The 23,837-nt window shown below is 61.2% G+C and carries 21 protein-coding genes and 1 pseudogene; 11 read left to right on the top strand and 11 right to left on the bottom strand.

The genetic code is table 11. The features are described from left to right. Window positions 1-132 precede the first annotated feature (132 nt). Both C4N04_RS31870 and C4N04_RS18130 read left to right on the top strand, forming a co-directional pair. Window positions 133-309: a hypothetical protein gene (locus C4N04_RS31870; protein ID WP_009993521.1), complete on the top strand. Its 177-nt coding sequence runs from the start codon at window positions 133-135 to the stop codon at window positions 307-309. A 310-nt stretch (window positions 310-619) separates the two neighbouring features. Continuing rightward, complete coding sequence (locus C4N04_RS18130) at window positions 620-1,393, top strand: phosphodiester glycosidase family protein (protein WP_009993519.1); 774 nt, start codon at window positions 620-622, stop codon at window positions 1,391-1,393. A 131-nt stretch (window positions 1,394-1,524) separates the two neighbouring features. Here C4N04_RS18130 and C4N04_RS18125 read toward each other — a convergent pair whose 3' ends face one another. Next, the gene (locus tag C4N04_RS18125) at window positions 1,525-3,405 is read right to left on the bottom strand and encodes an ABC transporter ATP-binding protein (protein WP_077989386.1); all 1,881 of its coding nucleotides are present in this window, start codon (window positions 3,403-3,405) and stop codon (window positions 1,525-1,527) included. 223 nt (window positions 3,406-3,628) lie between these two features. Between C4N04_RS18125 and C4N04_RS18120 the strand changes: the two genes are divergently transcribed. Continuing rightward, window positions 3,629-4,030, top strand: a complete 402-nt coding sequence (locus C4N04_RS18120; protein ID WP_009995622.1) for a GFA family protein — start codon at window positions 3,629-3,631, stop codon at window positions 4,028-4,030. 57 nt (window positions 4,031-4,087) lie between these two features. Here C4N04_RS18120 and C4N04_RS18115 read toward each other — a convergent pair whose 3' ends face one another. Next, window positions 4,088-4,561 carry a VOC family protein gene (locus tag C4N04_RS18115; protein ID WP_009995621.1) on the bottom strand — a complete coding sequence of 158 codons (474 nt, stop codon included), beginning with the start codon at window positions 4,559-4,561 and terminating at the stop codon, window positions 4,088-4,090. Window positions 4,562-4,858: 297 nt separating this feature from the next. Between C4N04_RS18115 and C4N04_RS18110 the strand changes: the two genes are divergently transcribed. Together C4N04_RS18110 and C4N04_RS18105 are read left to right on the top strand one after the other, a co-directional pair. Next, window positions 4,859-5,074, top strand: a complete 216-nt coding sequence (locus C4N04_RS18110) for a hypothetical protein (protein WP_106796669.1) — start codon at window positions 4,859-4,861, stop codon at window positions 5,072-5,074. A gap of 215 nt (window positions 5,075-5,289) precedes the next feature. Further along, window positions 5,290-5,818, top strand: a pseudogene (locus C4N04_RS18105) (dihydrodipicolinate reductase C-terminal domain-containing protein). A 35-nt stretch (window positions 5,819-5,853) separates the two neighbouring features. On the opposite strand, the gene C4N04_RS18100 reads toward C4N04_RS18105, so the two are convergent. From C4N04_RS18100 to C4N04_RS18085, 3 genes are all read right to left on the bottom strand, one after another. Beyond that, window positions 5,854-6,801 (bottom strand): ornithine cyclodeaminase family protein, encoded by a 948-nt coding sequence (locus C4N04_RS18100; protein ID WP_077989388.1) that lies wholly within the window; start codon window positions 6,799-6,801, stop codon window positions 5,854-5,856. Between the two features lie 96 nt (window positions 6,802-6,897). Beyond that, window positions 6,898-7,404: a GNAT family N-acetyltransferase gene (locus C4N04_RS18095; protein ID WP_106796668.1), complete on the bottom strand. Its 507-nt coding sequence runs from the start codon at window positions 7,402-7,404 to the stop codon at window positions 6,898-6,900. A gap of 800 nt (window positions 7,405-8,204) precedes the next feature. Further along, a complete protein-coding gene (locus C4N04_RS18085) occupies window positions 8,205-9,023 on the bottom strand; it encodes an AraC family transcriptional regulator (RefSeq protein ID WP_077989390.1) in 819 nt (272 codons plus the stop codon). A 97-nt stretch (window positions 9,024-9,120) separates the two neighbouring features. On the opposite strand from C4N04_RS18085, the gene C4N04_RS18080 reads away from it, so the two are divergent. The 3 genes from C4N04_RS18080 to C4N04_RS18070 all read left to right on the top strand — a co-directional run bounded on the left by C4N04_RS18080 (window position 9,121) and on the right by C4N04_RS18070 (window position 12,564). Then, on the top strand, window positions 9,121-10,041 hold the full coding sequence (locus C4N04_RS18080; protein WP_106796666.1) for a phytanoyl-CoA dioxygenase family protein: 921 nt from the start codon (window positions 9,121-9,123) through the stop codon (window positions 10,039-10,041). 232 nt (window positions 10,042-10,273) lie between these two features. After that, window positions 10,274-11,677, top strand: coding sequence for a pyridoxal-dependent decarboxylase (locus C4N04_RS18075; RefSeq protein WP_077989392.1), 1,404 nt, complete (start codon window positions 10,274-10,276; stop codon window positions 11,675-11,677). 101 nt (window positions 11,678-11,778) lie between these two features. Next, on the top strand, window positions 11,779-12,564 hold the full coding sequence (locus tag C4N04_RS18070; protein WP_096761943.1) for a class I SAM-dependent methyltransferase: 786 nt from the start codon (window positions 11,779-11,781) through the stop codon (window positions 12,562-12,564). A gap of 72 nt (window positions 12,565-12,636) precedes the next feature. Here C4N04_RS18070 and C4N04_RS18065 read toward each other — a convergent pair whose 3' ends face one another. Beyond that, window positions 12,637-13,059: a TIGR02594 family protein gene (locus tag C4N04_RS18065; protein ID WP_009990113.1), complete on the bottom strand. Its 423-nt coding sequence runs from the start codon at window positions 13,057-13,059 to the stop codon at window positions 12,637-12,639. 656 nt (window positions 13,060-13,715) lie between these two features. Between C4N04_RS18065 and C4N04_RS18060 the strand changes: the two genes are divergently transcribed. The 3 genes from C4N04_RS18060 to C4N04_RS18050 all read left to right on the top strand — a co-directional run bounded on the left by C4N04_RS18060 (window position 13,716) and on the right by C4N04_RS18050 (window position 16,990). Continuing rightward, a complete protein-coding gene (locus tag C4N04_RS18060) occupies window positions 13,716-15,617 on the top strand; it encodes a potassium transporter Kup (RefSeq protein ID WP_106796665.1) in 1,902 nt (633 codons plus the stop codon). Window positions 15,618-15,716: 99 nt separating this feature from the next. Beyond that, window positions 15,717-16,493, top strand: a complete 777-nt coding sequence (locus C4N04_RS18055) for a protocatechuate 3,4-dioxygenase (RefSeq protein ID WP_039620553.1) — start codon at window positions 15,717-15,719, stop codon at window positions 16,491-16,493. Window positions 16,494-16,708: 215 nt separating this feature from the next. Then, on the top strand, window positions 16,709-16,990 hold the full coding sequence (locus C4N04_RS18050; RefSeq protein WP_106796664.1) for a nodulation protein: 282 nt from the start codon (window positions 16,709-16,711) through the stop codon (window positions 16,988-16,990). 111 nt (window positions 16,991-17,101) lie between these two features. Here C4N04_RS18050 and C4N04_RS18045 read toward each other — a convergent pair whose 3' ends face one another. The 5 genes from C4N04_RS18045 to C4N04_RS18025 form a co-directional block, all read right to left on the bottom strand. Further along, window positions 17,102-18,571, bottom strand: a complete 1,470-nt coding sequence (locus tag C4N04_RS18045) for a right-handed parallel beta-helix repeat-containing protein (RefSeq protein ID WP_199852479.1) — start codon at window positions 18,569-18,571, stop codon at window positions 17,102-17,104. Between the two features lie 379 nt (window positions 18,572-18,950). Continuing rightward, on the bottom strand, window positions 18,951-20,444 hold the full coding sequence (locus C4N04_RS18040; RefSeq protein ID WP_077989395.1) for a right-handed parallel beta-helix repeat-containing protein: 1,494 nt from the start codon (window positions 20,442-20,444) through the stop codon (window positions 18,951-18,953). 330 nt (window positions 20,445-20,774) lie between these two features. Further along, window positions 20,775-21,986, bottom strand: coding sequence for an ABC transporter permease (locus tag C4N04_RS18035; protein WP_106796662.1), 1,212 nt, complete (start codon window positions 21,984-21,986; stop codon window positions 20,775-20,777). Window positions 21,987-21,990: 4 nt separating this feature from the next. After that, the gene (locus tag C4N04_RS18030; protein WP_077989397.1) at window positions 21,991-23,130 is read right to left on the bottom strand and encodes an FtsX-like permease family protein; all 1,140 of its coding nucleotides are present in this window, start codon (window positions 23,128-23,130) and stop codon (window positions 21,991-21,993) included. Continuing rightward, window positions 23,127-23,831, bottom strand: coding sequence for an ABC transporter ATP-binding protein (locus C4N04_RS18025; protein WP_106796661.1), 705 nt, complete (start codon window positions 23,829-23,831; stop codon window positions 23,127-23,129). The genes C4N04_RS18030 and C4N04_RS18025 overlap by 4 nt, the downstream gene beginning before the upstream one ends. Window positions 23,832-23,837: the final 6 nt, after the last annotated feature.

The following is a 23,837-nucleotide window of genomic DNA, read 5'->3' as shown; positions in this document are numbered from 1 at the left end:
AACGATTTTAAACATCAGGCACCCAGAATTAATCGATTTTAATTTTATGATTAAAATTTTCTTGTTGCGGCGCAAAAGAAACTGAGCATTAGCTTTTCTACAGATGCTCAGTTTGTCGTTTGGAGGACTTGCATGACTGTGACATTTCCGCTGACCGAGAAGCGCGACGCAGAAGCGTTGCTCCAGCATTTGACGCTGCACAAGCTCACCTATCCCGGAAACTGCGTCGTGTCGCTCAAGGCGCACGTCGCCCAGGTTTCATCCTCGCACACAACCGCCCTCGGTACGGCCCGTACCGCCTGGCAGTAATTTTCAGAGGGCTCTTTGCCGCTGACGTTCCTACCCCATCTGCTTGCCGGAGACCAAGTGAGGGTGACAGAGTATCGGCGCGCTGCCTTCACCTACCGGTTAGCGCCGATACCACATCGAAAAGGCATTCGACGCGGCGGAGCGAGTGCGCCGGCATATTTGCATTCAGAGGCCACCCAGCAGCAATTGTCGGTTGCCGGTCACAGAAATGCGATTATTGCAATATTTACGGAGTTCCCACGCCCCGCAGTGCCGCCGGAGCGGAAATCGGATTCCAGCTCGGCGGCGGCAAATCGGATGCCTGACCCATATGACCTATCTGAAACCTGGCATGCTCGCTCTGGCCTTGATGCTGGCAGCCCTATTGCCCCTGCACCACGCGCAAGCCGAGCAATGCGGACAGGAGACTTTCGATGAGGCGAAATACGTCGTCTGCACATTGGAAGTGGGGAAGGTCGACCTGCGTCTGTTCTGGAAGGGCGCCGACGGCGAGCCTTATCGCGCTTTTTCAAGCCTTGCCGAAGCCGTTCGCGCCGAAGGGCGAAAGCTGACTTTCGCCGTCAATGCCGGCATGTACCGGGCCGACTTTTCGCCGTTGGGACTGTATGTCGAGAACGGCAGGGAACTGAAACCCGCCAATATGGCGGCTGCCGAACGCGCCGCCGGCCAGGTGCCGAATTTCTACAAGAAGCCGAACGGCGTGTTCTTTCTGGGCGAAGCCGGCGCCGGTATCCTACCGACCGACGCGTTCCTCAAACTCGCCCCCAAGGCGCGCTTCGCCACCCAGTCCGGCCCGATGCTTGTCATCGCCAACAGGCTCAATCCAATCTTCATCATCGGTTCGACGGACCGCACCCGGCGAAGCGGTGTCGGTGTCTGCGAGAACGGGACCGTTCGCTTCGCGATCAGCGAAGACGGTGTCAATTTTCACGATTTCGCGCGGCTCTTCCGCGATCGTCTGCAATGTCCGGACGCCTTGTTTCTCGATGGCGGACGCGGCGTCGGCCTTTACAGTCCGGCGATGGGACGTAACGACTGGTCGTGGCACGGCGGCTATGGCCCGATCTTCGGGCTGGTGGAATAGCCCGCGGGTAAATTGCATCGAGACTCGCAGTCGTCATCCGGGCCTTTGCATTCGGCCGAACATCGATATCGATCACGACGGCGGAAAGCGGACGCAGATATGACAGCGATTTCCATCACCGCCGTGCGCGATCAGATCGCCGGCGAGGCCGGCAACGGATCGTCGATGTCTTCAGGAATGAAACCGCCGGTCTGGCGTTTCCACAGGCGGGCAAACAGGCCGTCGCGTTCGACCAGTTCGTCCGGCCTGCCCTCTTCCACGATCCGCCCGTGATCGAGCACGACGATCCGGTCCATCCTGGCGATCGTTGAAAGCCGATGCGCGATGGCGATGACCGTCTTGCCCTCCATGACGAGGTTGAGCCTTTCTTGGATTGCGGCTTCGGATTCGCTGTCCAGCGCCGAGGTCGCTTCGTCGAGCACCAGGATCGGCGCGTCCTTCAGCAGCACGCGGGCGATGGCGACGCGCTGCCGCTGGCCGCCAGACAGTTTGATGCCGCGGTCACCGACGAAGGCGTCATAGCCCTTGCGGCCCTCGCTGTCGGCAAGATCGGTGATGAAGGCATCGGCGCTCGCCATCTTCGTCACCCTTTCTATCTCTTCCTGCGTCGCCTCCGGCCGGCCGTAGCGGATATTGTCGCCGACCGAACGGTGCAGCAGCGCGACGTCCTGGGCGATGACGCCGATGGCGCGGCGAAGGCTTGACTGCGTGACCGCGCGGATGTCCTGTCCGTCGATCAGGATCGCGCCCGCCTTGATATCGTAGAAGCGCAGGAGCAGATTTGCGAGCGTGGTCTTGCCGGCCCCGGAGAGGCCGACCAGCCCTACTTTCTCCCCCGGCCGCACCGTCAGCGACAGATCGTCGATCACTGGTTTGCCCGACTTATAGGCGAAGCGGACATTCTCAAACCGGATCTCGCCCCGCTGCACGGCAAGTTCGCCCGCATCTGGCCGGTCGCTGATCGTCGGCGGCGTGGTCATGACGGGCATGGCGTCCTTGATCGTGCCGATCGCCTGGAATATTTGCTGGCCCATCTGCAGGAAGACGAAGATCTGCGACGACAGCCGGTTGAGGATGTAGACCGCGCCGACGAACTCGCCGACCGTGAGGAAGCCTTTGACGAGGCCGGAAAATCCGATCGACAGCATGGCCAGCCACAGCAGCGTGTTGAGAACCACGACGGTCACTTCCGACGAGCGATAGATGCGCTGCTCGCTGTGCTGCGTCTGCACGGCCTTCTGAATGATGCGGCGGATTGCACCTGCCTCACTGTCTTCGGCCGCAAACTGCTTGATCATCTGCATGTTGGTATAGAGATCGGTGATGGCCCCGGCCACCATGCTGCGCTGCTTGGCGGTGCGGCGCGAACGCTCGACGAAAACAGGCACGATCCTGGCGGTGAATGCGACGTTGAGCGCGATCCATAGGACGACCGGCAGGGCAAGCTGCCAGGCCAGAGCGCTCAACAGAATCACGGAGCCGACCAGTTGCATCAGGAAGCGCGGGATGGTCTGGAAGCCGGCAAGAATCTGCTGCTGGACGGCGGACGATACCTGCTGCAGCCGCGAGGAAACCTGCCCGGCATAGAGATCATGGAAGAAGGCAAGGTCCTGCCGCTCCACCGCCTTGTGGCCTTGCCACTGAATGGCAGCGGGCATGGCGATGCCCAATGTGTGCGAACTCAGCGTGTTGAGCGTGAACGAAACGATCGGCATCACGGGAAAGATCAGAAAGCCGAGGACAGCAAGCAGCAGCCATTCCTTCTCCAGGAAGGCGGCAGCACCTTGTTGCGTCACGCCATCGACAATGACCGAAAGCCCCCAGACGATCGTCAGGTTGATCACCTCGAACACCATGGAGCAAAGCGCAAGTGTGATCAGCACGCCGCGAAACATCGAAATGAAGTGCAGAAGGACGGCCACGGGCCCCTTGGACGGCAGCGGTCGATAGGCAATATCGAGCGGCCTGATCCAGGTTTCGAAAGGACGATAGATCGCATCTGAGATCGACATTGGCCACCCGGAGCAAATGGGGAAGAGACGTGGACTCAACTACGCCAGGTCGGATGGGATCATCTTCCGGCCTCAACCTCAATTAGAAATTTCAAGATGATCGAATGGACGTTATCGCGATGGCTCGGGCCCGGGAAGCAACGTCGCAATGTCCAATTGCCGTCACTATCCGATTGAGGCAGGATGCGGCGTGTGAAGAGGCGTAGAGGTTGAACGCACGCGCATGCTGACGGGCTCATGTCATTGCGGCAAGACGAGTTGGACGCTCGAGGGCGATCCCGGCTCGATTACCGCCTGCAACTGCACCCTCTGCCGACGCTACGGCGTTCTGTGGGCCTATGACTATGAGGGTGAGCGTATCGCTCTAACCGGGCAGACCGCTTCCTATACCCGCGCCGGCAGGGAGAACTCATCTCTCGAAATTCTGTTCTGCCCCTCCTGCGCCTGCGTCTTGAGCTGGCGCGGCCTGCGGCTTCAAAAGGATGGCCGCCGCCGCATGGCCGTCAACATTCGGCTTGCGCCCCCGGATCTCGTCGCCGACCTGCCCATCGATCACTTCGATGGGCTTGAGACATTCGAAGACCTTCCCTCCCAGGGACGCTGCGTGCGCGATCTCTGGTTCTGAAAAACCCCGCCATGCACGTGCCTCGGCCGGGGCGCCGATCGTCCGCGCCGGGCCGGCTCAGCCGCGCCGGGCGGCCTCGATCGCGGCAACGTCGATCTTCCGCATGGTCATCATCGCATCAAAGGCGCGCTTTGCCTCGTCGCCACCTGCGGCCAGCGCCTCGGTCAACACCCGCGGCGTAATCTGCCAGGACACGCCCCATTTATCTTTACACCAGCCGCATTCGCTTTCCTGGCCGCCATTGCCGACAATGGCGTTCCAATAGCGGTCGGTCTCCTGCTGATCCTCGGTTGCGATCTGAAATGAGAAAGCTTCGCTGTGTTTGAACGTAGGACCGCCGTTCAGACCAATGCAAGGAATACCCGCAACAGTGAATTCGACAACCAACACGTCTCCCTGCTTGCCCTCGGGATAATCTCCCGGCGCACGAATGACGGCACCGACGGCGCTGTCCGGAAAAGTCGCGGCATAAAAGCGGGCGGCAGCCTCAGCCTCTTTGTCGTACCATACGCAGATCGTATTCTTCGCCATCACGGGCCCCTTTCGCTGTTCGTTTCCTGCTCCCTCTGAAGTAAGAGCCGAACCGTCTATCTCCAGCCTATGCAGAATATTTCCTGCAGATGAGGATCGAGCCGCCGCATCGGCGGCGCTGGCCTTGGCAACGCATCGAGCCGCGGCCTCAATCAACGCGGCAGAAGTCCGAGCCGGCATAGAAATCGAGCCCGGCGCCGCCAGTTGAATCCAATTCTACGCGGCGTGGTTTTTGTGTCTTCAACACAAAACTCGTGTCAGACTGCCATGCCTGCGCGACCATCGGGAGCCGAAGCCATGCATAAGTTCACCGTATCAATTACCCGCGAGATCGAGGCCGATACCGCCGAGGAGGCCGCTCTGCTTCTGTATCAGGAATTATCAAAGGGGCCGATTCCTGACACCTACTCGGTCACCGACGAGACGCAGGTGACGACCAAGGTCACGCTGGACCGGAATAAAGCTGACGAGTTTGCCAGCATCGATCATACCGCCGACCCCGGCAATTGGTAGATGCCAGGCAGCCCCGAGAAGGCGCCGGGCCCGGCGCCGGCATCATTCTGATCGCTGTCTTCGCGGAAATACCGATCCTACTGGTTGTCTACACCATGGCTCTGTTTTATTTGCGTCCAGCTCGACAAAACCCCTCCGCCAGCGCTCACCCTCCTGAGTTAGGAAAGAACGTGACCACACCAATCAAAGTAGCCGTCGCCGGCCCGAACGGCCGCATGGGCCGAGCCATCTTGTCGCTGCTGGCAGCCGATCCGGATTTTGCCTTCGTCGGCGGCATCGGCCGTGAGGCCGCCGCGGGCGCCGGGTTGATCGATCGTTCGGCTGCGATGGCGGCCGCCGACGTGATCCTGGATTTCACGACGGGAGCTGCTGCCGCCGAACTTGCCGGTCTATGCGCCGCGGCGGGCGGACCGGCTCTGGTGATCGGCGCCACCGGTTTCGAGCCGGACGAAGTCGAGCGGATCGCCGAGGCCGCGCGCACCATTCCGATCCTGCGCTCCGGCAATTTCTCGATCGATCACCGGTGAGCGGCCGCCCGGCGAGATCGGCTTTGCCGTGCTGCGCGCCGGCGGGCTCGTCGGAGAACACAAGGTGCTGTTTGCCGCCGCCGAGGAAGTTCTCACGCTTTCGCATTCGGCTCTCGATCGCGGCATGTTCGCCCGCGGTGCGCTTGCCGCTGCCCGCTGGATCGCAGGGCGCGCGCCCGGCGAATACAATATGCGGGACGTCCTGGGCTTGACGTGAGAAGGGCGGATAGACACTGCCCGCACGATCAGCCTTCATCCTGAGGTGCCCCGAAGGACGAGGGCTGGTGATCGGAGTATCGCCGACGCGACAACGACTTCCGTTCCAGCCAGACCCACCGAGCAGAACAGCGTTATCTCCTCGGACGATCGCCGTCCGGCCGCTTTCCCGGCAATGATGTCGGCAAGATCGGCCATGCGATCATCGTTGCCGGAGCCGGTGAGGAAAAACGGCGAAGCATAGGCGCGCGCCTGTTCAAGGGAGTCCGTCGCGATTACGGCTGCGGCATCGGCGACATCCAACCCGAGTTCGTATCCTTGAAGCGTTTTCGGGCCGACGGTGGTGACATGCACGCCGGGCTTCAAATCCCCGGCATGGACGACAGGCGTTTGGCTCGTGGTTGCGCAGATGACGATGTCGGCGTCATCAACGGCTTTCGAGACGCTGTCGACCGGTTCCACATCAAGCCCCAGGGCCTGCTGCATCTCGCTTGCGAAGGCTGCGCGATTTGTCTCGTCGCGGCTATAGACGCGGGCGCGGTCGAGATTGCGAACGGCGGCCGCCGCGGCAAGCTGGGTTCGCGCCTGCGCCCCACTGCCGATGATCCCGATATTCCGGGCATCAGGCGCGCCGAGATGGCGGATGGCGAGCCCTCCGATGGCGCCGGTCCTGAGACTGCCGAGGCGCTCGCCGAGAATGACGCCCTCGAGCTTGGCGTCGTCGGCCGACCACACGGCGACGATTTGCGTATGCTCCGCCCCATTGAATGTGTCGTAGACGCGAAAACCGGCGATCGGTTTCTCGCCCATGAGGCCGCCGACCGTGAAAACGAGATCGCCTCGATCGGGGAACGAGACATGATGCCGAGGCGGAGAGATCAAGCGATTGCAGGCTTTCGCGAGAAACGCGGCCTCGAGCGCGTCGATGGCGATGGACATCAAAGCGCCGCCGACCAGATCCTCGTCTTTCAGAATTTTCGTCATGGCACACCTCCCGCTCGTGGCCGCATCCTGCGACCCCAACCGCGGTTGAGGTCAAGAGGCGAGATAAACCGTTACGCGAAGAAACCTGTGTGAAGCCTAATCGACGATACGGCGCGCCATCATCACGTCATCGATCTCCCTGCCCTCCTCCAGCACCCCACCGGGAATCCTGCCGACCTCCGAGAAGCCCTGGCGCTGGTAGAAGCGAATTGCCGCGGGGTTCTCCGCGCTGACGAAAAGTTCGAGCTGCCGAATCCCAGTCGCGCGCGCATGATCGGCAACCACGTCCAGCAATCTGCCCGCAAGACCGGTCCCGCGCAGGCTCTTGCTGATGTAGACCATGATGATCGTCGCACGATGAGACATTTTGCTCGAGCGCTGCCGAAGCAGGCCGGTTATGCCGACAGGTTCGCCGTCCTGGAACGCCACGAACACCGGCTCATTCAAGCGACTGCGCCACTCTTCCTCCGAAAGAGCCTTCCAATCTTCGAGGCGGCTGGCAAAGGAGGACGGTTCCACACGAAGCGCTTCCAGGCGGATGCGCCGGAAAGTCTCCACCTCGTCTGCCTCGATAAGCCTGATCGTCACACAGCTCACATCCATCGCAACCTCCTGCAATCAACCCGATACTGTCAATACTGACAGTTGGGGCCAATGCAATCGAGGCCGGTTCGATAATCGTGATGCGGCAATGCAGCCGTATTGACGCCCAACCTCAGGTCGCCGGCACCGAAGCATGGAGCAACCTGAAATTGCCGACCGTTTTCTTTAGGCTGTACACTTTGATAGTCGCAGCAACCGGAGACAAGCATGAGCAGCGTTACCAGACTTCGGCTTCACTGCATCGGCGTTCCCACCCGACCGCCCTTTCGTGCAACCGATGAATTGAATGGATCCTCCGCCGGCGAATTCGTTGGCCGGAGGTCCCATTGATCGGACCGCTGAACGGGCGGTTGATGAGGGGCAGGCGCAGGAGTTGATCCTACGACCAGGTCATCCGGCCGGATCGGCGCACTGCCGACCGTCCCGGTCGCAGTGTCGTCGATCATTCGCTCGGCGACAAAATGGTTCGACCCGTCCGTGTCGAACGGCGCGATTTGATGGATGACGACGAGAAGGACTAACCCAACCGTCGAGCACACGAGCGCGTAGAGAACAAAATATCTCAGTGCATATCCCTCGCTGATTGGCAGAACGACATTGACAGAACTGCGAATGATATTTCCATATCTTTGAGCGATACTTACAGAAAAGGCAATGGATTTTAAAGTTACCCGGAATGATTAAAAGACACAGCAGGAAATCGCTAACAATATTTAAAATCACCTCACGTAATGATCGATTTTATCCTACGTGTCGCGGCTAACGCGAGGGATCCTCATATAACGGCTAATTCCACACGCTCACATCCTCCGGTACCGCGCCCGAAATTGGCTTGGGCTGCAACTTTCACGCTCGTGAAAGAGGCGCGAGAAATAAAACGGATCGTCGATGCCGATCCCGGCGGCGATGGTTTCAATCTTTTCATCGCTGGTGGCCAGCAATTGCTTGGCATGGTCCATGCGGATCCGAAGCTGAAATGCCTTAGGCGGCAAACCCGTCTCAGCCACGAATTTGCGCCGCAGCGTGGCCGGCGACATCCCGTGCTCCACGGCGAAGGCGGCAAGGTCGAGCGGCTGTAGCGCCCTCCCCCGCAACGTCTCGATGATGTCGCCGGCATCAACCTGGCGTCCGCTCACCGCAGCGCTCGTCTCCTTTGCGGCCAAGATCACGATGTTATGCAGCGCCGATGCCGCTGAGGCCTGACCGAGAGGGGTGTCGTTGATGAGATCGGCCTGCAGAGATGCGAAGAGCCGCGCCACCTCCTCGACATGGCGCAGCGCCACCACGGGCTGCCGCTCGGCGATCAGGTGCAGGCGCACGAAATCACGCGTGAACGAGCCGTCGAACAGCGCCCATCGCTCATCCCAGCCGGCCTCATCCGGCCCATAGGAATGGAGGCGATTGGGAAAGAGCCAGAAGAGCGCCGGTGCCCCGATATGCCGGCGCCCGCCAGCGGCGGTTTCCAGAAAACCCTGCCCGCGCTCCACCAGCACCACTGCAAAACTCGGCAGCTTCCTCCTCATTACGGCATGGCGTGCATGCTGTCTGCCGCTCCCGGTGACGGCAAGCCCGCCCGCCGCGTCCAGCGGCGACCGATAAATCGCCTCAGCCGCTCTCATATTGAGCGAAAAGTCCAGCTATGACTTTCCTCCATGTCCTCAGGTCCTTTTCATCGCCTATTTGGAGACACAATAATCCAAGCGATGGGTGGGCGAAATGTCAATTTCTGCAAATGCCGAGGCGCGAAAAACCGATCTTTCCCTTGCCGCCCATGGCCGGACGATCCCGGCGGAAAGGCTTGGCCCGCTTCAGCCGACCGACCCGGCTGTCGGTATCGAGGCCATCCGCCGCCGCTATGAGGAGGACGGCTACGTCTGGCTGAAGGGCCTTCTGCCGCGCCCCGAAGTGATCAATTTTCGCCGCTGGGTCTTCTCCCGCCTTGCCGAAACCGGGCTGCTGGCACCAGGCCATGATCTTGCTCTCGGCATCGCCGCCGCCGAAGGCGTCGACTGGAGCCTGGCCGACCGGCGGCTGATGTCGATCGTCCGCTCGGCCGCCTATGAAGGTTTCTGCGCCCAGCCGCCGCTCGTGCGCTTCATGGACGCCTTTCTCCAAGGCATTTCCTACCTCCATAAGCGCAAGCTGATGCGCTATACCAAGCCGGGCACGGCGACGGCCACTCCGGCCCATTACGATCTCGTCTACCTCCGCGGCGGCACCAACCGGCTGGTGACTGCCTGGATTCCGATCGGCGACATCCCGGTCGAAATGGGTGGCCTCGTCTATCTCGAAGGCTCGCACGCCATCGGGCGGGGCACGGAGGCCGAATTCCGACGCCGCAGCGGCGATCTCTCGCCGGAGGAGCGGATCAGCGCCTATAACAGCCATATGGCCGAAGGCGGCTGGGTCTCGAAGGATCTGCCCGACATGGCCGAACGCTTCGACACCCGCTGGCTGGCCGCCGATTACGAAGCCGGTGACGTGGTCCTGCATTCGCCCTACATGATCCACGCCGCCACCACCAACCAGGATCCCGCCGGACGCCTGCGCCTCTCCACTGACATCCGCTTCCAGAACGTCGATGACGAAATCGACGCCCGCTGGAGCAATCACTGGAGCCTCGGGGATATGCTGTAGCGACGACGGCCGCGCAGGAACGAACGGACCTGCACCCATCCGATCGCCCTCAGGATCTCGGCGCTGCCCATTTCCTGATTGCCGACCGAATGCCTCGCGAATAGGTCGTGGTGCCCGCCTGTTCAGAGGAGCGGCAAGACAGCGTCGGCAAGATCGGCTAGACTGCCTGCGTCAACAGCTTGCTTTGAGGAGGTTCTGACAGGGGCCGGCAGCCGTTGGCGCGGGGGATCCGATGTCGGCAATCGCAACTCTGTTTCAGGAGGCCGCCCGGCTTGCGGCCGGGTTTCGGGAAAAAGCCTTTGCCCGCCATGTGCCAAGCAGCGATTACGCCGCCTGTCTTGCCGTCTTCGACGAGCCGCTTTCGGCGACGGGCGCCGATATGCTCGATGTCATCCGGCAGCTCTCCGACGGCGCCGAACCCGGACTGCATGCAACCACCGGTCCACGCTTTTTCGGCTGGGTCATCGGCGGCTCCCATCCGGTCGGTGTCGCAGCCGATTTCCTCACCAGCGCCTGGGGCCAGAATGCCGGAAACCATTTCGCCGCTCCGGCTGCGGCAGCCGTTGAAACCATAGCGGCGCGGTGGCTTCTCGACCTCCTGAAACTGCCGGCTGAAAGCTCGGTCGGCTTCGTGACCGGCGCCACGGTGGCAAATTTCACCTGCCTTGCCGCCGCCCGCGGCGAGGTGTTGCGAAAAGTCGGCTGGGATGCGGATGCCGACGGCCTGTTCGGCGCACCTGAGATCACCGTGCTGATCGGCGACGACGCTCACACAACCGTCTTCTCCGCGCTTCAGTTCCTCGGTCTCGGACATGACCGTGTACTGCGCCTGCCCACCGACACGATGGGCCGGATCGACCCGGCGGCACTTCCCGGCGCACTCGAGGCGGTCGACGGCCCCTTGATCGCCGTTCTTCAGGCCGGTCAGATCAATACCGGCGCTTTCGACGATTTTGTCAGGCTCATTCCGCCTCTGAAGGCGAAAGGCGCCTGGGTGCATGTCGACGGCGCCTTCGGATTGTGGGCGCAGGCATCGGCGAAGGTGAGCCATCTCAGCCGCGGCATCCAAGCGGCCGACAGCTGGGCGACCGACGGCCACAAATGGCTGCAGACGCCTTATGATTGCGGTTATGCGATCGTGCGCGACGAACTCGCCCATCGCCGCGCCATGACGATCGCCGCAAGCTATCTGCCGCTCGCCGGCGAAGGCGAGCGTGATCCCTCCCATTACGTGCCGGAGCTTTCGCGGCGCGCCCGCGGTTTTGCCACCTGGGCGATGCTGAAACATTTCGGCCGCAACGGCATCGAGGCCCTCGTCGACCAATGCTGCGCCTCGGCCCGTCTGATGGCCGACCGGCTCGCGCGCGAACCCGGCATCGCCATTCTGAACGAGGTGGCGCTGAATCAGCTCGTCATCCGTTTCGGAGCCGATCGCCCGGACGACGAAAGCAACGCGCTGACGCGAAAGACGATCGAAAAGATCCAGGCGGACGGGATGCTCTTCGCCGGTGGCGCCAAATGGCGCGGCCGCGACGTCCTGCGCCTCTCCGTCACCAACTTCCAGACGACATCGGATCAGGCCGAACTGGCGGCGGAGAGCATCATCGCTGCGTTCAGGAGCGTCAGCCGAGGGTGATGCCACGGCGGCGTAGCCGCTATCCTGTTCCGTTCGCCTTCCCATTGCCATAGACTGCAACTATAGCTTGCCGCCCGTTCGAACCGGGCAAGGAGAGAGCCATGAACGCCAATGACGTTGCCGCCCATTGGGAGAGCAATGCCGAGACCTGGACGATCTATTCCAGGGCAGGTTACGACAAATATCGCGACGCGCTGAACACACCGGCTTTTCTGAACATGCTGCCGCCTGTCGCGGGCCTGGCAGGACTCGATCTCGGCTGCGGCGAAGGTTCCAATACCCGCGCCGTCGCTCGTCTCGGCGCCCGCATGACGGGCCTCGATATTGCCCCAACCTTCATTCGCTATGCCCGCGAGAGCGAGACCCAGGCGCCGCTGGGCATAGACTACGTGCTCGGCGACGGCCAGAGCATCGACTTTCCAGAGGCGAGTTTCGACTTCGTTACCGCCTTCATGTCGATGATGGACATGGCCGACCAGCGTGGCGTGCTGAAGGGCGTGCACCGTATCCTCAAATCCAGCGGCTTTCTGCAGTTTTCTATTTTGCATCCATGTTTCGTGCCGCCCAAGCGCCGCAATGTCCGCAACGAGGCAGGCGAGCCGATCGCAGTCGAAATCGCCGAGTATTTCGACGAGAGCGACGGCCGGATCGAGCGCTGGATCTTTTCATCCATACCTCAAGCCGAACGGGCGGCGCTGACACCATTCTCCATACCGCGCTTTCACCGCACGCTTACGACTTGGGTGTCGATGATCGTCGAAGCCGGGCTTGTCATAGAAGCCTTCGGCGAACCCATGGCTTCAGCTGAAGTGGCGCTGGCCGAACCCGTCGTTGCCGACACACGCATTGCGCCGATCTTCCTTCATGTCAGAGCGCGCAAGCCATGAGCCCGCCGCTGTCGAGGTTGGGATCGAACGTCAAGGAACTCAGAATTGCGCTTCGTGACTGGCGGCCCACTGTCATCGTCGAACGGCGATGACGGAGCTCGCGCGGTAACGCGACAGCTGTACCCGGTTGGATTGATTGCCGCCGAACAGATAGACGTATTGACGCCGCTGGTCGAAATGGTCGAACAGGCTGACGTGGAAACGCCTGCCGCTTCGGATCACCACCACGTCGCCACGCCTGGCCGAGCGGGCGAAAACGGGCTTGCCGAAGTTTTTCCAGGAGACCGCCATATTTGGATTTGCCGGCGGCTGCCGCGAGGATCGTTTGGCGATGAAGGCGAGGAAGGCGCCGCACCACGACGTTCTGCGGGGATTGATGTCGAGGAAAGAGATCGAGCGTTCGTGCATGCGGTCGTATCTGGAAGCCGTACGCAACATATCGGCCTTACAGGGGATGGCGAAAAGCGTGAGGGCCATGACGAGAATAATTTTCATTGTTTCTCACCATTGTTTGGACAATCTGGAATATTCGAAATGTGGCGAAGAAAAAATCGCGGTCGGGAACGTATATTCGAATAATGGCAGTAATCAGAAACAATCTTTCCGCGAATTTTTCGAAATTGCGCAGATAATCTCGCAGCATTCCAGAGCAATACTGTCTCTAAAAGGTCATTTCGGAAAGTTCTGCCTATCGCAGCTAAAACCTGAATTCTGCCGCAGAATGGGCCATTGACGTCAAACGACATTGGATGACGTCGCATAGCGCCGTCACCACCCGCACGGCTTATAGTTCCACCGATAAACATAATACTTTCGGCGCAGACGGTAATACGTCGTCGATTTTGAGACTCACCGGATCAGGCCGTGGCGGAGATCGCACTCAGCTCCTCAAGATCGAGATCCCGCACCAGCTCGTGCAATGTCTCATCGTCCGATCTCTTGCCGTCTGCGTCATGCCAGCAGCGCGACGGAGGGCGGCAGTCCGAGCCTGTGGATCGAAAATCGATTCATCCCGGCCGGTTCCGGGCCATCATACCAGCCCGCATTTGGCGGCTAGCCGTCAAGAAAAGTTTGCATCGGCGCGAATTTACTTGCCGTTCTCCAATGCGGCATATGTTTCTGCTTGTAAGCAAGCGGATGAGCGGGGAACCATGACTTCAACACATGCAGACAAGACCGGTGACGCCGGCAGCCGGAGCGGCTTTGTCGGGTTGGTCGTCGGCGCAATCGGCGTCGTTTACGGCGATATCGGCACCAGCCCGCTCTATGCCTTTCGCGAGGCGCTGAGGCCCTTTGCCGCCGATGGCATCCACGAGCCGGAGGTGATCGGCCTGATTTCGCTGATGGTCTGGACGCTCACCATCATCGTGACCTTCAAATATGTTCTGTTTCTTCTCAGGGCCGACAACGACGGCGAAGGCGGAACCCTCTCGCTTCTCGCCCTCCTGATGAAGAAAATGGGGCGAAACGTGCCGGTGCTGTTCTTCGCCGGGCTGATCGGCGCCGCCCTCTTCATCGGCGATGCGATGATCACGCCTGCCCTCTCGGTGATGTCGGCGCTGGAAGGCCTGAAATTGGTCACCCCGGCCTTCGCTGACTACGTCCCGCTCGCGTCGGCTGCGATCATGATCGTTCTCTTTGCCGTCCAGTCGAGAGGAACGGCCGCCGTCTCGATGTTTTTCGGGCCGATAACGGTCTTGTGGTTTCTGGCGATGGCGGTCGGCGGTGTGATCCATATCGGCGACGACTGGAGAATTTTGGCCGCGCTCAATCCGCTCAACGCGCTCTCGTTCCTCGCCCATGCCGGAACCGTCGGCCTGATCGTGCTCGGCGCCGTCTTTCTGACGGTGACGGGCGCCGAAGCACTCTATGCCGATCTCGGGCATTTCGGGCGCCGCCCGATCCAGACGGCATGGTTCGTGCTCGTCTTTCCGGCATTGCTCCTGAACTATCTCGGTCAAGGCGCTCTGGTTCTCGCCCATCCCGAAACGGCGACAAACCCGTTCTTTCTGATGTATCCCGATTGGGTCTTGCTGCCGGTGGTTATCTTGGCGACGATGGCAACGATTATCGCCAGCCAGGCCGTCATAACAGGCGCGTTTTCGCTCGCCCGTTCGGCGGTCCATCTCGGCTTCCTGCCGAGACTGCGCATCAAATTCACCTCGGAGACCAACACCGGCCAGATCTATGTGCCGAGCGTCAATCTGCTGCTGCTGGTCGGCGTGTTGATGCTGATCTTTTCTTTCGGCGATTCGGAGTCACTGGCGACCGCCTACGGCATCTCGGTTACCGGTACCATGGTCATCTCGACGATGCTGGCCTTCCAGTTCCTGCGGGCCGTGTGGGGCTACTCCCTCATGCTCGCCACCGCCCTTCTGCTGCCGCTCTTCGCCATCGAAGTCATGTTCCTGGCGGCCAACCTGATGAAGATCCACGACGGCGGTTGGGTTCCGGTCGCCCTGGCGCTGGCGATCATGATTTTGATGTGGACATGGACCCGTGGGCAGGCCTACCTGAAGAGACTGCGGGCCAACAATGAGATCCCCCTCGATTCCTTCATCAAATCGATCGAGCGGAAGTCTGACCATGCGCCGGTCACCGTTTCGGGAACGGCGGTCTTTCTGACCAGTGTCCCCGACCGGACGCCGAGTGTTCTGCTCCACAACCTCAAGCACAATCATGTGCTCCACGAACAGAACGTCATCCTGACCGTCTGGACCGAGGACGAGCCTTATGTCCCCGACAGCAGACGCATCAAGATCAGCCAGCTTTCGCCGCGATTTGTCCGCCTGGACATCACCTTCGGCTTCATGGACGATCCGGATGTCACCAGGGCCTTGGCTCTCTGCCGGGAGGCGGGTTTCAAGTTCGAGATCATGAAGACCTCCTTCTATCTCGGTCGCCGCAACCTCGTCAGAACGCCGAACACCGGACTGCCCGGCTGGCAGGAACGGATCTTCATGGCGTTGGAAGGCTTTGCGATCGACCCGTCCGATTATTTCAACCTGCCGTCAAATCGCGTCGTCGAGCTCGGCGAACAGGTCGCCATCTGAGGTGCGAGGATCGTCTCGCTGCCGTCGATCATTGCCGGGATTTAACTCGAAATCCCGGTCCATTCGCTTTACACGCTCTTCTGCGGCAAGGGAGGACAGATGAAGAGGCGGACCCTTATGCTTGGCGGTGCGACCATTGTCGCATCATCCGTCGCTGCGGCCGCATTCTGGCCGCGGCGACATATCGCCGTGGCCGCCAGGACATTCGACTGGAAGGGCACTGATTTCCTCAGCGGCGGCACACGGTCCGTCGCATTGGAAAAGCTGCCCGCGCCGCTCTTCCGGACGCGCCCGAATTGCGTCGCGACCGTCGCCCAGACCCTTGGCCCCTGCCATGTCAACGACATCCCGGAGCGTCAGGACGTCACCGAAGGAAAGGCCGGGCTGCCCTTGCGGCTGGCCGTCCGCATTGTCCATGCAGCCGATTGCCGACCGGTCGAAAACGCCGATATCGACATCTGGCATACCGATCACCGCGGCATCTATTCCGGCCGGGAAGCGGCTGACATGTGTACGCTCGACGATGCCGAGGCGATAAGCGGGCTTGCCTTCCGCGGCCGCCAGCTGACGGACGCGGCCGGGCAGGCAAGCTTTTTGACCGTCTATCCCGGGTGGTACAAGGGCCGCACGCCGCATGTCCACTGCCGCATCCTTGTCGAAGGCAGGGAACTTCTCGTCAGCCAGATCTATTTCGACGATGCGCTGAGCGACATCGTCTATGGCGGGCATCCCGACTATCGCCAACGCCCTCCCCGCGATACCCGCAACGATGAGGACGGCCTCATTCCGCGGGACGCTGTCGATTACATATTCGATTTTGAAAAGCTCGATGGCGGCGTGCTTTCCGCCACGATTACCATCGGCCTTTCCGCCTGAGCTGACAGGAGCGAGAAACTTTCCTGCATCAGCGATGAAACCAGAAGCAGCATTTCTGCGTACTACCTCTCGACAGCAGCACCTCACCAGGCATGTCTCGTAAAAGTGTGCAACGGTTTTGCGATAAAGACATGCGTGAAAACAAGACCTGAAGCGTGCCAAGCGAATCTGAAAGATCGCGACACGCTTTAGATTGAGGCAGCGAGGGATGACGCATGATCAGAAAAGAAGGCATCGCTCCCATTGCCAGGCATGCCGCCGAACAGGGGCTGGCCAGGCTGATGATGAGATTGCCCGCCACGCGGGCGACGATCAGAGCCGCCGCAGCGAGCCGGCCCCATCTCTACGAATTGTGCGGCGCCTATGGCGAAGCCTGCTCCGTCCTCGACCGCATGCGCAAGGATAGATCGGCCGATCCTGCCATCATCGCTGAATATGAGATCATTTGTGCGGAAATCGAAGCCGACGTCTTGCGGAGCCTGTTCGGCGAGCGCTGAGTGTCCTGCCGCTACGGCATCTAGAACCCTTTAATGCAGAACAGGATTCAGATTCTAGGCCGACCGGGCCTAAAATCATCCTAGTCGTAGCGGCGATGGGACCGGCTACCCTCAGTGCAGCATGCCGTCTTGCAGGATGGAGACGGTCGGCGCGTCAGCTTGTGAATGATGAAACGGCTGAGCTGCGATCTCTTGATGGAAAATTCCGCTGCCGTTTTCCGGGCCGACGAGATCGGCAGCTTCGATCGTGACGCCGTGATCGCCGTTGCCAAGGGTCGGCCCGTGCTTTTCGAAGGCCGCCTGGCCGAAATGACGCAGCAGCAAGGTTCCATCCGACACGCCGTTTTCTCCGACAGGATCGTCGTGCTGGGCGCCCGCCTTGTCTGATGCGGTTTTGTCGGCGCTGAGTTTCAGGCCGTCATGGGATGTGAGCCCGGTGTCCGACACGAGGTTGATGCTGGCATCCGTGGCGGCCAGACTGTCGGCGCTTGCAAGTGTGACACCACCTTCTTCGATGGTCGTGTTGTCGCTGACGGGAAAGGTGCCTGCGGCAATGATCGAGGGGGAGATGCTGTAAGGCGTGACATCGCTCGCAATGAAATTGTCGTGGAAGGATCCGGATGCGGGTCGGTCGACCTTCAGCGCCGCCTGCGTCAGGTCATCGAACAGGTTGCCGTAAATATCGATGCCGTCACGAACATAGGTCATCGTGCCGGCTGCGCTGACCGACACGCCCCACACGCCGTCATGGATATAGTTGCCGGAGATATCGTAGTTGCGGGTATCGCCCTGGTCACCCAGGCCGATGGCGTAAGACCAGCTGTAGCCGCCATAGCCGGAGATATCATTGTCATGGATGGTGACATTGGTGCCGGCCTGCGCGCTGATCCCGAAGCCGCCGCCGATAATCGTATTTCCCTCGATCACCGCATCCACGGGCCGCACCAGCGTCAGCACGCCCTTTGGCGTCACCGCCCCGGTCTGATCAAAAGTATTGCCGCTGATGACGATGTTCTTGCTGTCGTTTAGTTGGACGGCATCTGCCGCGGTGCCATGGGCATTGGTGACAGTATTGTTGAGGAGAGTGACGCCGTTGATCTTCTCGATCCAGATGCCGTCGCCGTTGACGTCGTTGATGGTGCTGTTTTCGATGGTGATGTTCGAGCCGGTCCGGAAGGTGATCGAACCGGATTTGGACAATCCGGTGTGGTCGACCTCGACATTGCGCACGGTCCAATTTGAGACATAACCGGCGTAGATAGCCGCGCCCGATGTGTCAGAGATAGCGATGTTCTCGATGACGATGTTCGACGCATAGAGGCTGTGAATGCCGTCATTGGGGCTATGGATGACGGGGGCGTCGCCGATGCCGTAGCTGCCGATGGTGATCGGGGCATCGACAGTGCCGGAATATTTCAGGTCGAGCTGATCGTTGAACACGCTTCCGGCTGCGAGCAGGACACTGTCGCCAGGCTGCAGCTTCAGGCTTTCCACCGCCGAGAACGACGCAAAGGGCGCGTCCTCGCTGGTACCGGCGTTTGTGTTCGCGCCAGTCGCTGAATTCACATAATAAATTGTCATATCGCCTTGTTCTCGCATTGTCGCTCAGCCGTCTCAAACGGCTGCAGCGCGTGGATCGGATGCGGTCGGGGGCTGAGGCCATATAGGATGGCGTTCGATTGCCGTTATGGCGGCGACAGGCAATGGGCCTGCCTCGCTCCCGAGATGTGCCTGGCGGTGGCTACATCACAAGGAATACAACTTTTAAGAAAATAATCCAGAAAACAACGACTGAAAGGTGAACGAACGGTAACGCCACGTCTGACAATTTACGTTACGGGAGTTGGACAATATACCGACGAGCGCTCGCTGGCCGAACAGCGACGGCGGCTGGGGGAGGCGCCCGTCCAGGGCGCCTCTGCGTCAGGTCGGAGAGAGATCGGGCTGGATAGCCCACCCCTCAGCTCAGCAGGCCATCCATATGGATGAAGACGGTCAGCGTATCCCAGTCCTTATGCTGCGAGGTGCCATCGTTGACCCCGTAGCTGAAGGTTTCGCTCACATGTCCGTCATGATCGGCAGGCAGCTTCGTCTCATCGAGCGTATAGGCATAGCTGCCATCCCGGTCGACATGGATAGTGCCGTATTCCCCGGTCAGGGTCAGGCCGTGCTTGCCGACGCTTTCGTCGCCGAAGCGGCGAAGCGCCAGGGTTCCATTGTCGGAGCTGTCGTTTTCCAGGAGATTGCCGCGATGGGCCTCGCCCGTATCCGTGAAGATCTTCAAATTGTCATGAACCGCGACAACCGCCGGATCCGCCATCGCGTCCGTCGTTGCCGCCGCCGTGGTGGCAGTCGTTGCCAGCGCCGTCTCGACATTGGCGACTGTATGGTTGTTGCTGATGGAAAAGGTACGCGCGTCGGCGACGGCAGGCGACATGCTGTAGACGTCGACGCCGCTTTCGATCGTATTGTTGTAGAATGAGCCGGATGCCGGCCGGTCGACTTTCAGCGCCGACTGCGTGAGGTCGTCGAAGACATTGTCATGGACCTTGATACCGCTGCGGACATAGCTCGTGCCGTCGACGGGAGCGGTGACGACCACGCCCCACGCCCCGTCATGAATATGGTTGCCTGCTATATCGTAATCTCTGCTATTACCCTGATCGCCGAGACCGATGGCGAACGACCAGCTGTAACCGTGAAAGCCCGATATGTCGTTGTCGCGGATGGCGACATTCTTGCCCGCGGGGGCGCTGATGCCGAAGCCGCCGCCGGTCAGCGTATTGTCCTCGATCACTGCATTGGTGGCTCGCACCAGCGCTATGACGCCTTTCGAACTATCGGCTTGCGTCTGATCGAGATGATTGCCCTGGATCAGAATATTGCTGCTGTCGTTCACCTGGACGGCATCGGCCCTGGCGCCATGGCTGTTGGTCACCGTATTGTTGAGGAGTTTGACGCCATCGACCTTTTCGATCCAGATGCCGTCGCCTTTGACGCCCGAGATCTTGCTGTCTTCGATCGTGATGTTCTTGCTGCTGCGAAAGGTCACCGAACCTGCTTCGGCCGACGATCCCGCCTTGTCGATCTCGACGTTGCGCACCGTCCAATTCGAGACATTGCCGCCATAGATGGCCGCACCGCCAGTGTTTGATATCTTGAGGTTCTCGATGACGATGTTCGAGGCGTAAAGACTGTGGACGCCGTCATTGCCCCCATGAATGACAGGCGCCGCGCCCGTGCCGTAACTGCCGATCTTGATCGGCGCATCGGCGCTGCCGGAATATTTGATATCGAACTGCTCGTTGAACACGCTCCCCTTGGCGAGAAGCACGCTGTCGCCCGGTTTCAGCGTCAAGGATTCAACTTTGGACAAAGTCGCAAAAGCCGAGTTCTGGCCCGTTCCGCTGTTGCGGTCGGAACCAGTCGCTGAGTTCACATAGTAGATTGTCATATCGCCATGTTGCCCTGTTCGTCGGATCGCTATGTCGCCGCGCGGTCGGCCGGGGTCGGCTGATCGGAACGCGGCGGGGCAACCGTCCATGGCAAGAAGGCGAGAAGATGTTGTCAATGCGGCAGCGAGAAGGTCCTTCCGCTTTCTTCCCCAGTCAATCGGCCGAATGTCGGCCAGGTCGAGATAGCTGCAACCCAGGCCGAGAAATCAACGACTTCGGGGCGAATAAATCGCGGTTGTAACGCCGCCGGTCTACCTCGTTCGGACTACGCAAGCAGGTGATTCGCCCTAAGGGAAGGCTGGCGCGAGCGACAGACAATGAGGAGCACCCTACCCCCTCGCCCGCAACGCCGCACGCAGTGGCAGCTGCGCGGCCGCCAGCGCCGGCAGGGCGCCGCCGATCATGCCGACCGCGAGCCCGAGCAGCCCGGCAGTCAAGATCACATCAGGCGTAACCTCGAGCTGGAAAGCCATCTTGGTGTGGTTGGCGCCCATCGTGCTTGCCTGCCAACCGTCGAAAGCCAGCCTCGAGGCGAGGACGCCGAGGCCGGCGCCCGCCAGCGAGAGCAGGACCGCCTCCACCCAGCTCGCCGCGAAAATCGGCAGCCGGGCGAAACCGAGGAGGCGCAGAGTAGCGATCTCGACGCTACGGTCGGAGACCGAGCTCATCATCGTATTAAAGGCGCCCGCCGTCGCTCCGATCGCCATCAACAGGGCAATCGGCCAGCCGAACACTCGGATGAGGCTCGCGGTCCGCTCGGCCTGGCCGGCATAGAAATCGATCTCCGAGACGGCGGCGAGCGGCGTGCCGGGCAAGGACGACAGGCGATCGCGCAAGGCCGCCAGTGCTGTTGAGGGATCGCCTCCGCCATCGAGCCGCACCCGCAGGCTCTGCACCTGCCCGTGCTGGTCGAAGGCCGACTGCACCGGCTCCAGATCCGCCCAAAACTCGGATTCAAAAGCGCTGCCGTCCGACGTGAACTGCCCGACGATCCTCCAGTCGAGCGCACCGAGCCGGATCGTGTCGCCGACCGCAAAGCCGGGGAAGGTGTCCGCGATGCGGTCGCCGACAACGATCTCGCGCGCACCCGGCGAAAACAGCCGCCCTTGCGAGAGCCGCGCGCGCTCGCGCAAGGCAGGGCCGGTCACGTCCATGCCCCTCAAAGACAGCGTCTGCTCCGTGCCGTCGCCTTGCCTGACATCGACGGGCACGACGGTTTCGCTTGACAAAGCCGGCTCGCCTGCTCCGTTGCGAGCAATCCCGGTATCGCCGCTCATGGCGGCAAGGCTGCGGATTGCTTCGGCCGGCACCTCCGAGCCCGTCTCCTGGTTGGTGCCGCCGCCGAGAACGATGGCGATATCGGGCGAGCCGGCGCCGGCAAGCGCGGCCTCGAAGCCGCGCGCCATCGCCAGAAAGCCCGCCAACACCGCCACGACGAGGGTGACCGACAGCACCATCGACAGCGAGATCGCGAGCCGCCGGGGCAGACTGCCGAGATTGACTCTGATCATGAGAAAGATCTGCTTGAGCGCTGACGACATTGGACTATCTCGTTCTGAAGGCGTTGATGATCGGCAGGCGCATGGCGCTGATCGCAGGCAACAGCCCGGTCAGCAGGCCGAGCCCCGCGATGATGGCGAAAGATTTGATGAGAAGGGTCGCGCCGAAAACGAGGCCGAATTCCGGCCCGATCGAAAGCGTCGCGAGCTTGGCGAGAAGGAGCCCGCCTGCGCCGCCGAGAACGAAGATGAACAGCGTCTCGCCGACGACAAGCGCCATGATCCGCCCACTGGAAAAGCCGAGCACCTTCATAACGCCGATCTCGAAACGACGCTCGCGCACGGCAAACAGCATGGTGTTGATCGCGATCATCAGGATGGTGACGAAGGCCGCACCGACGACGAGGCTGACGATGAGGCGGACATCGGCGAGTTGCCTGAGAAACGCCTCGAGGAATTGCTTTTCCGATTGCGTCCTTGTTTGCGCCGCCGAATTGGCGAACAGAGCGTCGATCCGCGCCGCCAGTATGCCTGGCGACACGCCCGGGCGCGGACGCACCACGAAGGCGTCGACCGTATCCTTGTCGCGCGCACGCGCGGCATTGAGCGCGTCATAGCGAGCCAGCATGAAATAGGTGTCGGTGCCGGCATCGCCGCCCTCGAAGATGCCGGCGATGGTGAAGTTCCAGTTCCGGCTGCCGTCGGCCCTGGTCAGTTGGCCGGTAAAGCCGATGCGCTGGCCGACCGACCAGCCCTGAGCCTCCGCCAGCGCCCTGCCGACCAACACGCGGTCGCCGCCCTCTTCGAGCGCCGCGGTCAGCTCCGGCGTCAGCCCGAGTTCTTCGCCGTTGGCCGCCGCAATGGCCTGCGGCTCGACGGCGCTGACGACAACCACATTCTTCTCGACCTCGACGAAGCCCCGCATGCGCGCGGTATAGGCGACGGCGGCGACATCGTCCTCCGCGGCGATCCGGCTGAGATAAGCAAGCGGCAGCGGCAGCCCGCGGCCTGCCTTGTTGAAGACGCCGAGCAGGTTGTCGCTGGCGCCCGCCGCTCCCTGGCTGCCGGCAACGAAGCTCGCCGTCAGCCCGTAGATCAGGAAGGCGACGCCGATCGAAAACATCAGCAGGATAGCGCGCAGCCGCTTGCGCCAGGCATTGCGCCGCATGAGCTCGAAGAAGGTCATCGGCCGGCCCTTTCCTCGCTGACGAATTCCCCCTTGTTGAGATGCAGCGTGCGCCGGGCGAAGGCGGCGGCCTCGGGATCATGCGTGACCATGATGATCGTCTTCTGAAGCTCGCGATTGAGAAAGCTCAGCATCTCCAGGATATCATTGGCCGATCTTCGATCGAGATCGCCGGTCGGTTCGTCGCAGAGAAGAAGATCGGGATCTCCGACGATGGCGCGCGCGATGCCGACACGCTGCTGCTGCCCGCCCGACATGCTGGAGGGAAACTGCCGCTGCCGGCCGGCAAGCCCGACGAGGTCCATGACGGTATCGACGCGGGCCCGCCGCTCCTTGCGCCCGAGCGGCTTCAGAAGCAGCGGCAGCTCGATATTCTCCGCCGCATTCAGCATCGGCAGCAGGTTGTAGAATTGGAAGACGATGCCCATGCTGTGTGCCCGCCAGGCCGCCCTTGCGCCTTCGCCCATCTGCTCGAGATGGCTGCGCCCGATCCGGATCTCGCCGGCATCGGGGCTGTCGATGCCGCCGAGCATATTCAGCAGCGTTGATTTCCCCGAGCCGGACGGCCCCATGACAGCAACGAAGTCGCCGCGCGGAATGGAAAGGTCGAGTCCGGAGAAAATCGGGATCGTCTCTGTCCCGATCCTGAACGCCTTTCCGACGCCGGCGAGCGCGATGAAGGGGTCTTGGCTGTCGGTCATTGCTTT

The organism is Rhizobium sp. H4, from assembly GCF_003013335.1.
GTDB classification, from domain to species: domain Bacteria; phylum Pseudomonadota; class Alphaproteobacteria; order Rhizobiales; family Rhizobiaceae; genus Rhizobium; species Rhizobium sophoriradicis.
This window is presented reverse-complemented; position numbering and strand designations above follow the sequence as displayed.

Excerpts from the sequence above, each read along its gene's own strand:
- C4N04_RS18030 (WP_077989397.1), bottom strand. The coding sequence starts at position 23,130 with ATGACCTTCTTCGAGCTCATGCGGCGCAATGCCTGGCGCAAGCGGCTG.
- C4N04_RS18125 (WP_077989386.1), bottom strand. The coding sequence starts at position 3,405 with ATGTCGATCTCAGATGCGATCTATCGTCCTTTCGAAACCTGGATCAGG.
- C4N04_RS18085 (WP_077989390.1), bottom strand. The coding sequence starts at position 9,023 with ATGAGAGCGGCTGAGGCGATTTATCGGTCGCCGCTGGACGCGGCGGGC.
- C4N04_RS18045 (WP_199852479.1), bottom strand. The coding sequence starts at position 18,571 with ATGACAATTTATTATGTGAATTCAGCGACTGGCGCGAACACAAACGCC.
- C4N04_RS18040 (WP_077989395.1), bottom strand. The coding sequence starts at position 20,444 with ATGACAATCTACTATGTGAACTCAGCGACTGGTTCCGACCGCAACAGC.
- C4N04_RS18130 (WP_009993519.1), top strand. The coding sequence starts at position 620 with ATGACCTATCTGAAACCTGGCATGCTCGCTCTGGCCTTGATGCTGGCA.
- C4N04_RS18065 (WP_009990113.1), bottom strand. The coding sequence starts at position 13,059 with ATGAAAATTATTCTCGTCATGGCCCTCACGCTTTTCGCCATCCCCTGT.
- C4N04_RS18110 (WP_106796669.1), top strand. The coding sequence starts at position 4,859 with ATGCATAAGTTCACCGTATCAATTACCCGCGAGATCGAGGCCGATACC.
- C4N04_RS18055 (WP_039620553.1), top strand. The coding sequence starts at position 15,717 with ATGAAGAGGCGGACCCTTATGCTTGGCGGTGCGACCATTGTCGCATCA.
- C4N04_RS18100 (WP_077989388.1), bottom strand. The coding sequence starts at position 6,801 with ATGACGAAAATTCTGAAAGACGAGGATCTGGTCGGCGGCGCTTTGATG.
- C4N04_RS18095 (WP_106796668.1), bottom strand. The coding sequence starts at position 7,404 with ATGGATGTGAGCTGTGTGACGATCAGGCTTATCGAGGCAGACGAGGTG.
- C4N04_RS18080 (WP_106796666.1), top strand. The coding sequence starts at position 9,121 with ATGTCAATTTCTGCAAATGCCGAGGCGCGAAAAACCGATCTTTCCCTT.
- C4N04_RS31870 (WP_009993521.1), top strand. The coding sequence starts at position 133 with ATGACTGTGACATTTCCGCTGACCGAGAAGCGCGACGCAGAAGCGTTG.
- C4N04_RS18060 (WP_106796665.1), top strand. The coding sequence starts at position 13,716 with ATGACTTCAACACATGCAGACAAGACCGGTGACGCCGGCAGCCGGAGC.
- C4N04_RS18115 (WP_009995621.1), bottom strand. The coding sequence starts at position 4,561 with ATGGCGAAGAATACGATCTGCGTATGGTACGACAAAGAGGCTGAGGCT.
- C4N04_RS18050 (WP_106796664.1), top strand. The coding sequence starts at position 16,709 with ATGATCAGAAAAGAAGGCATCGCTCCCATTGCCAGGCATGCCGCCGAA.
- C4N04_RS18070 (WP_096761943.1), top strand. The coding sequence starts at position 11,779 with ATGAACGCCAATGACGTTGCCGCCCATTGGGAGAGCAATGCCGAGACC.
- C4N04_RS18120 (WP_009995622.1), top strand. The coding sequence starts at position 3,629 with ATGCTGACGGGCTCATGTCATTGCGGCAAGACGAGTTGGACGCTCGAG.
- C4N04_RS18025 (WP_106796661.1), bottom strand. The coding sequence starts at position 23,831 with ATGACCGACAGCCAAGACCCCTTCATCGCGCTCGCCGGCGTCGGAAAG.
- C4N04_RS18075 (WP_077989392.1), top strand. The coding sequence starts at position 10,274 with ATGTCGGCAATCGCAACTCTGTTTCAGGAGGCCGCCCGGCTTGCGGCC.
- C4N04_RS18035 (WP_106796662.1), bottom strand. The coding sequence starts at position 21,986 with ATGTCGTCAGCGCTCAAGCAGATCTTTCTCATGATCAGAGTCAATCTC.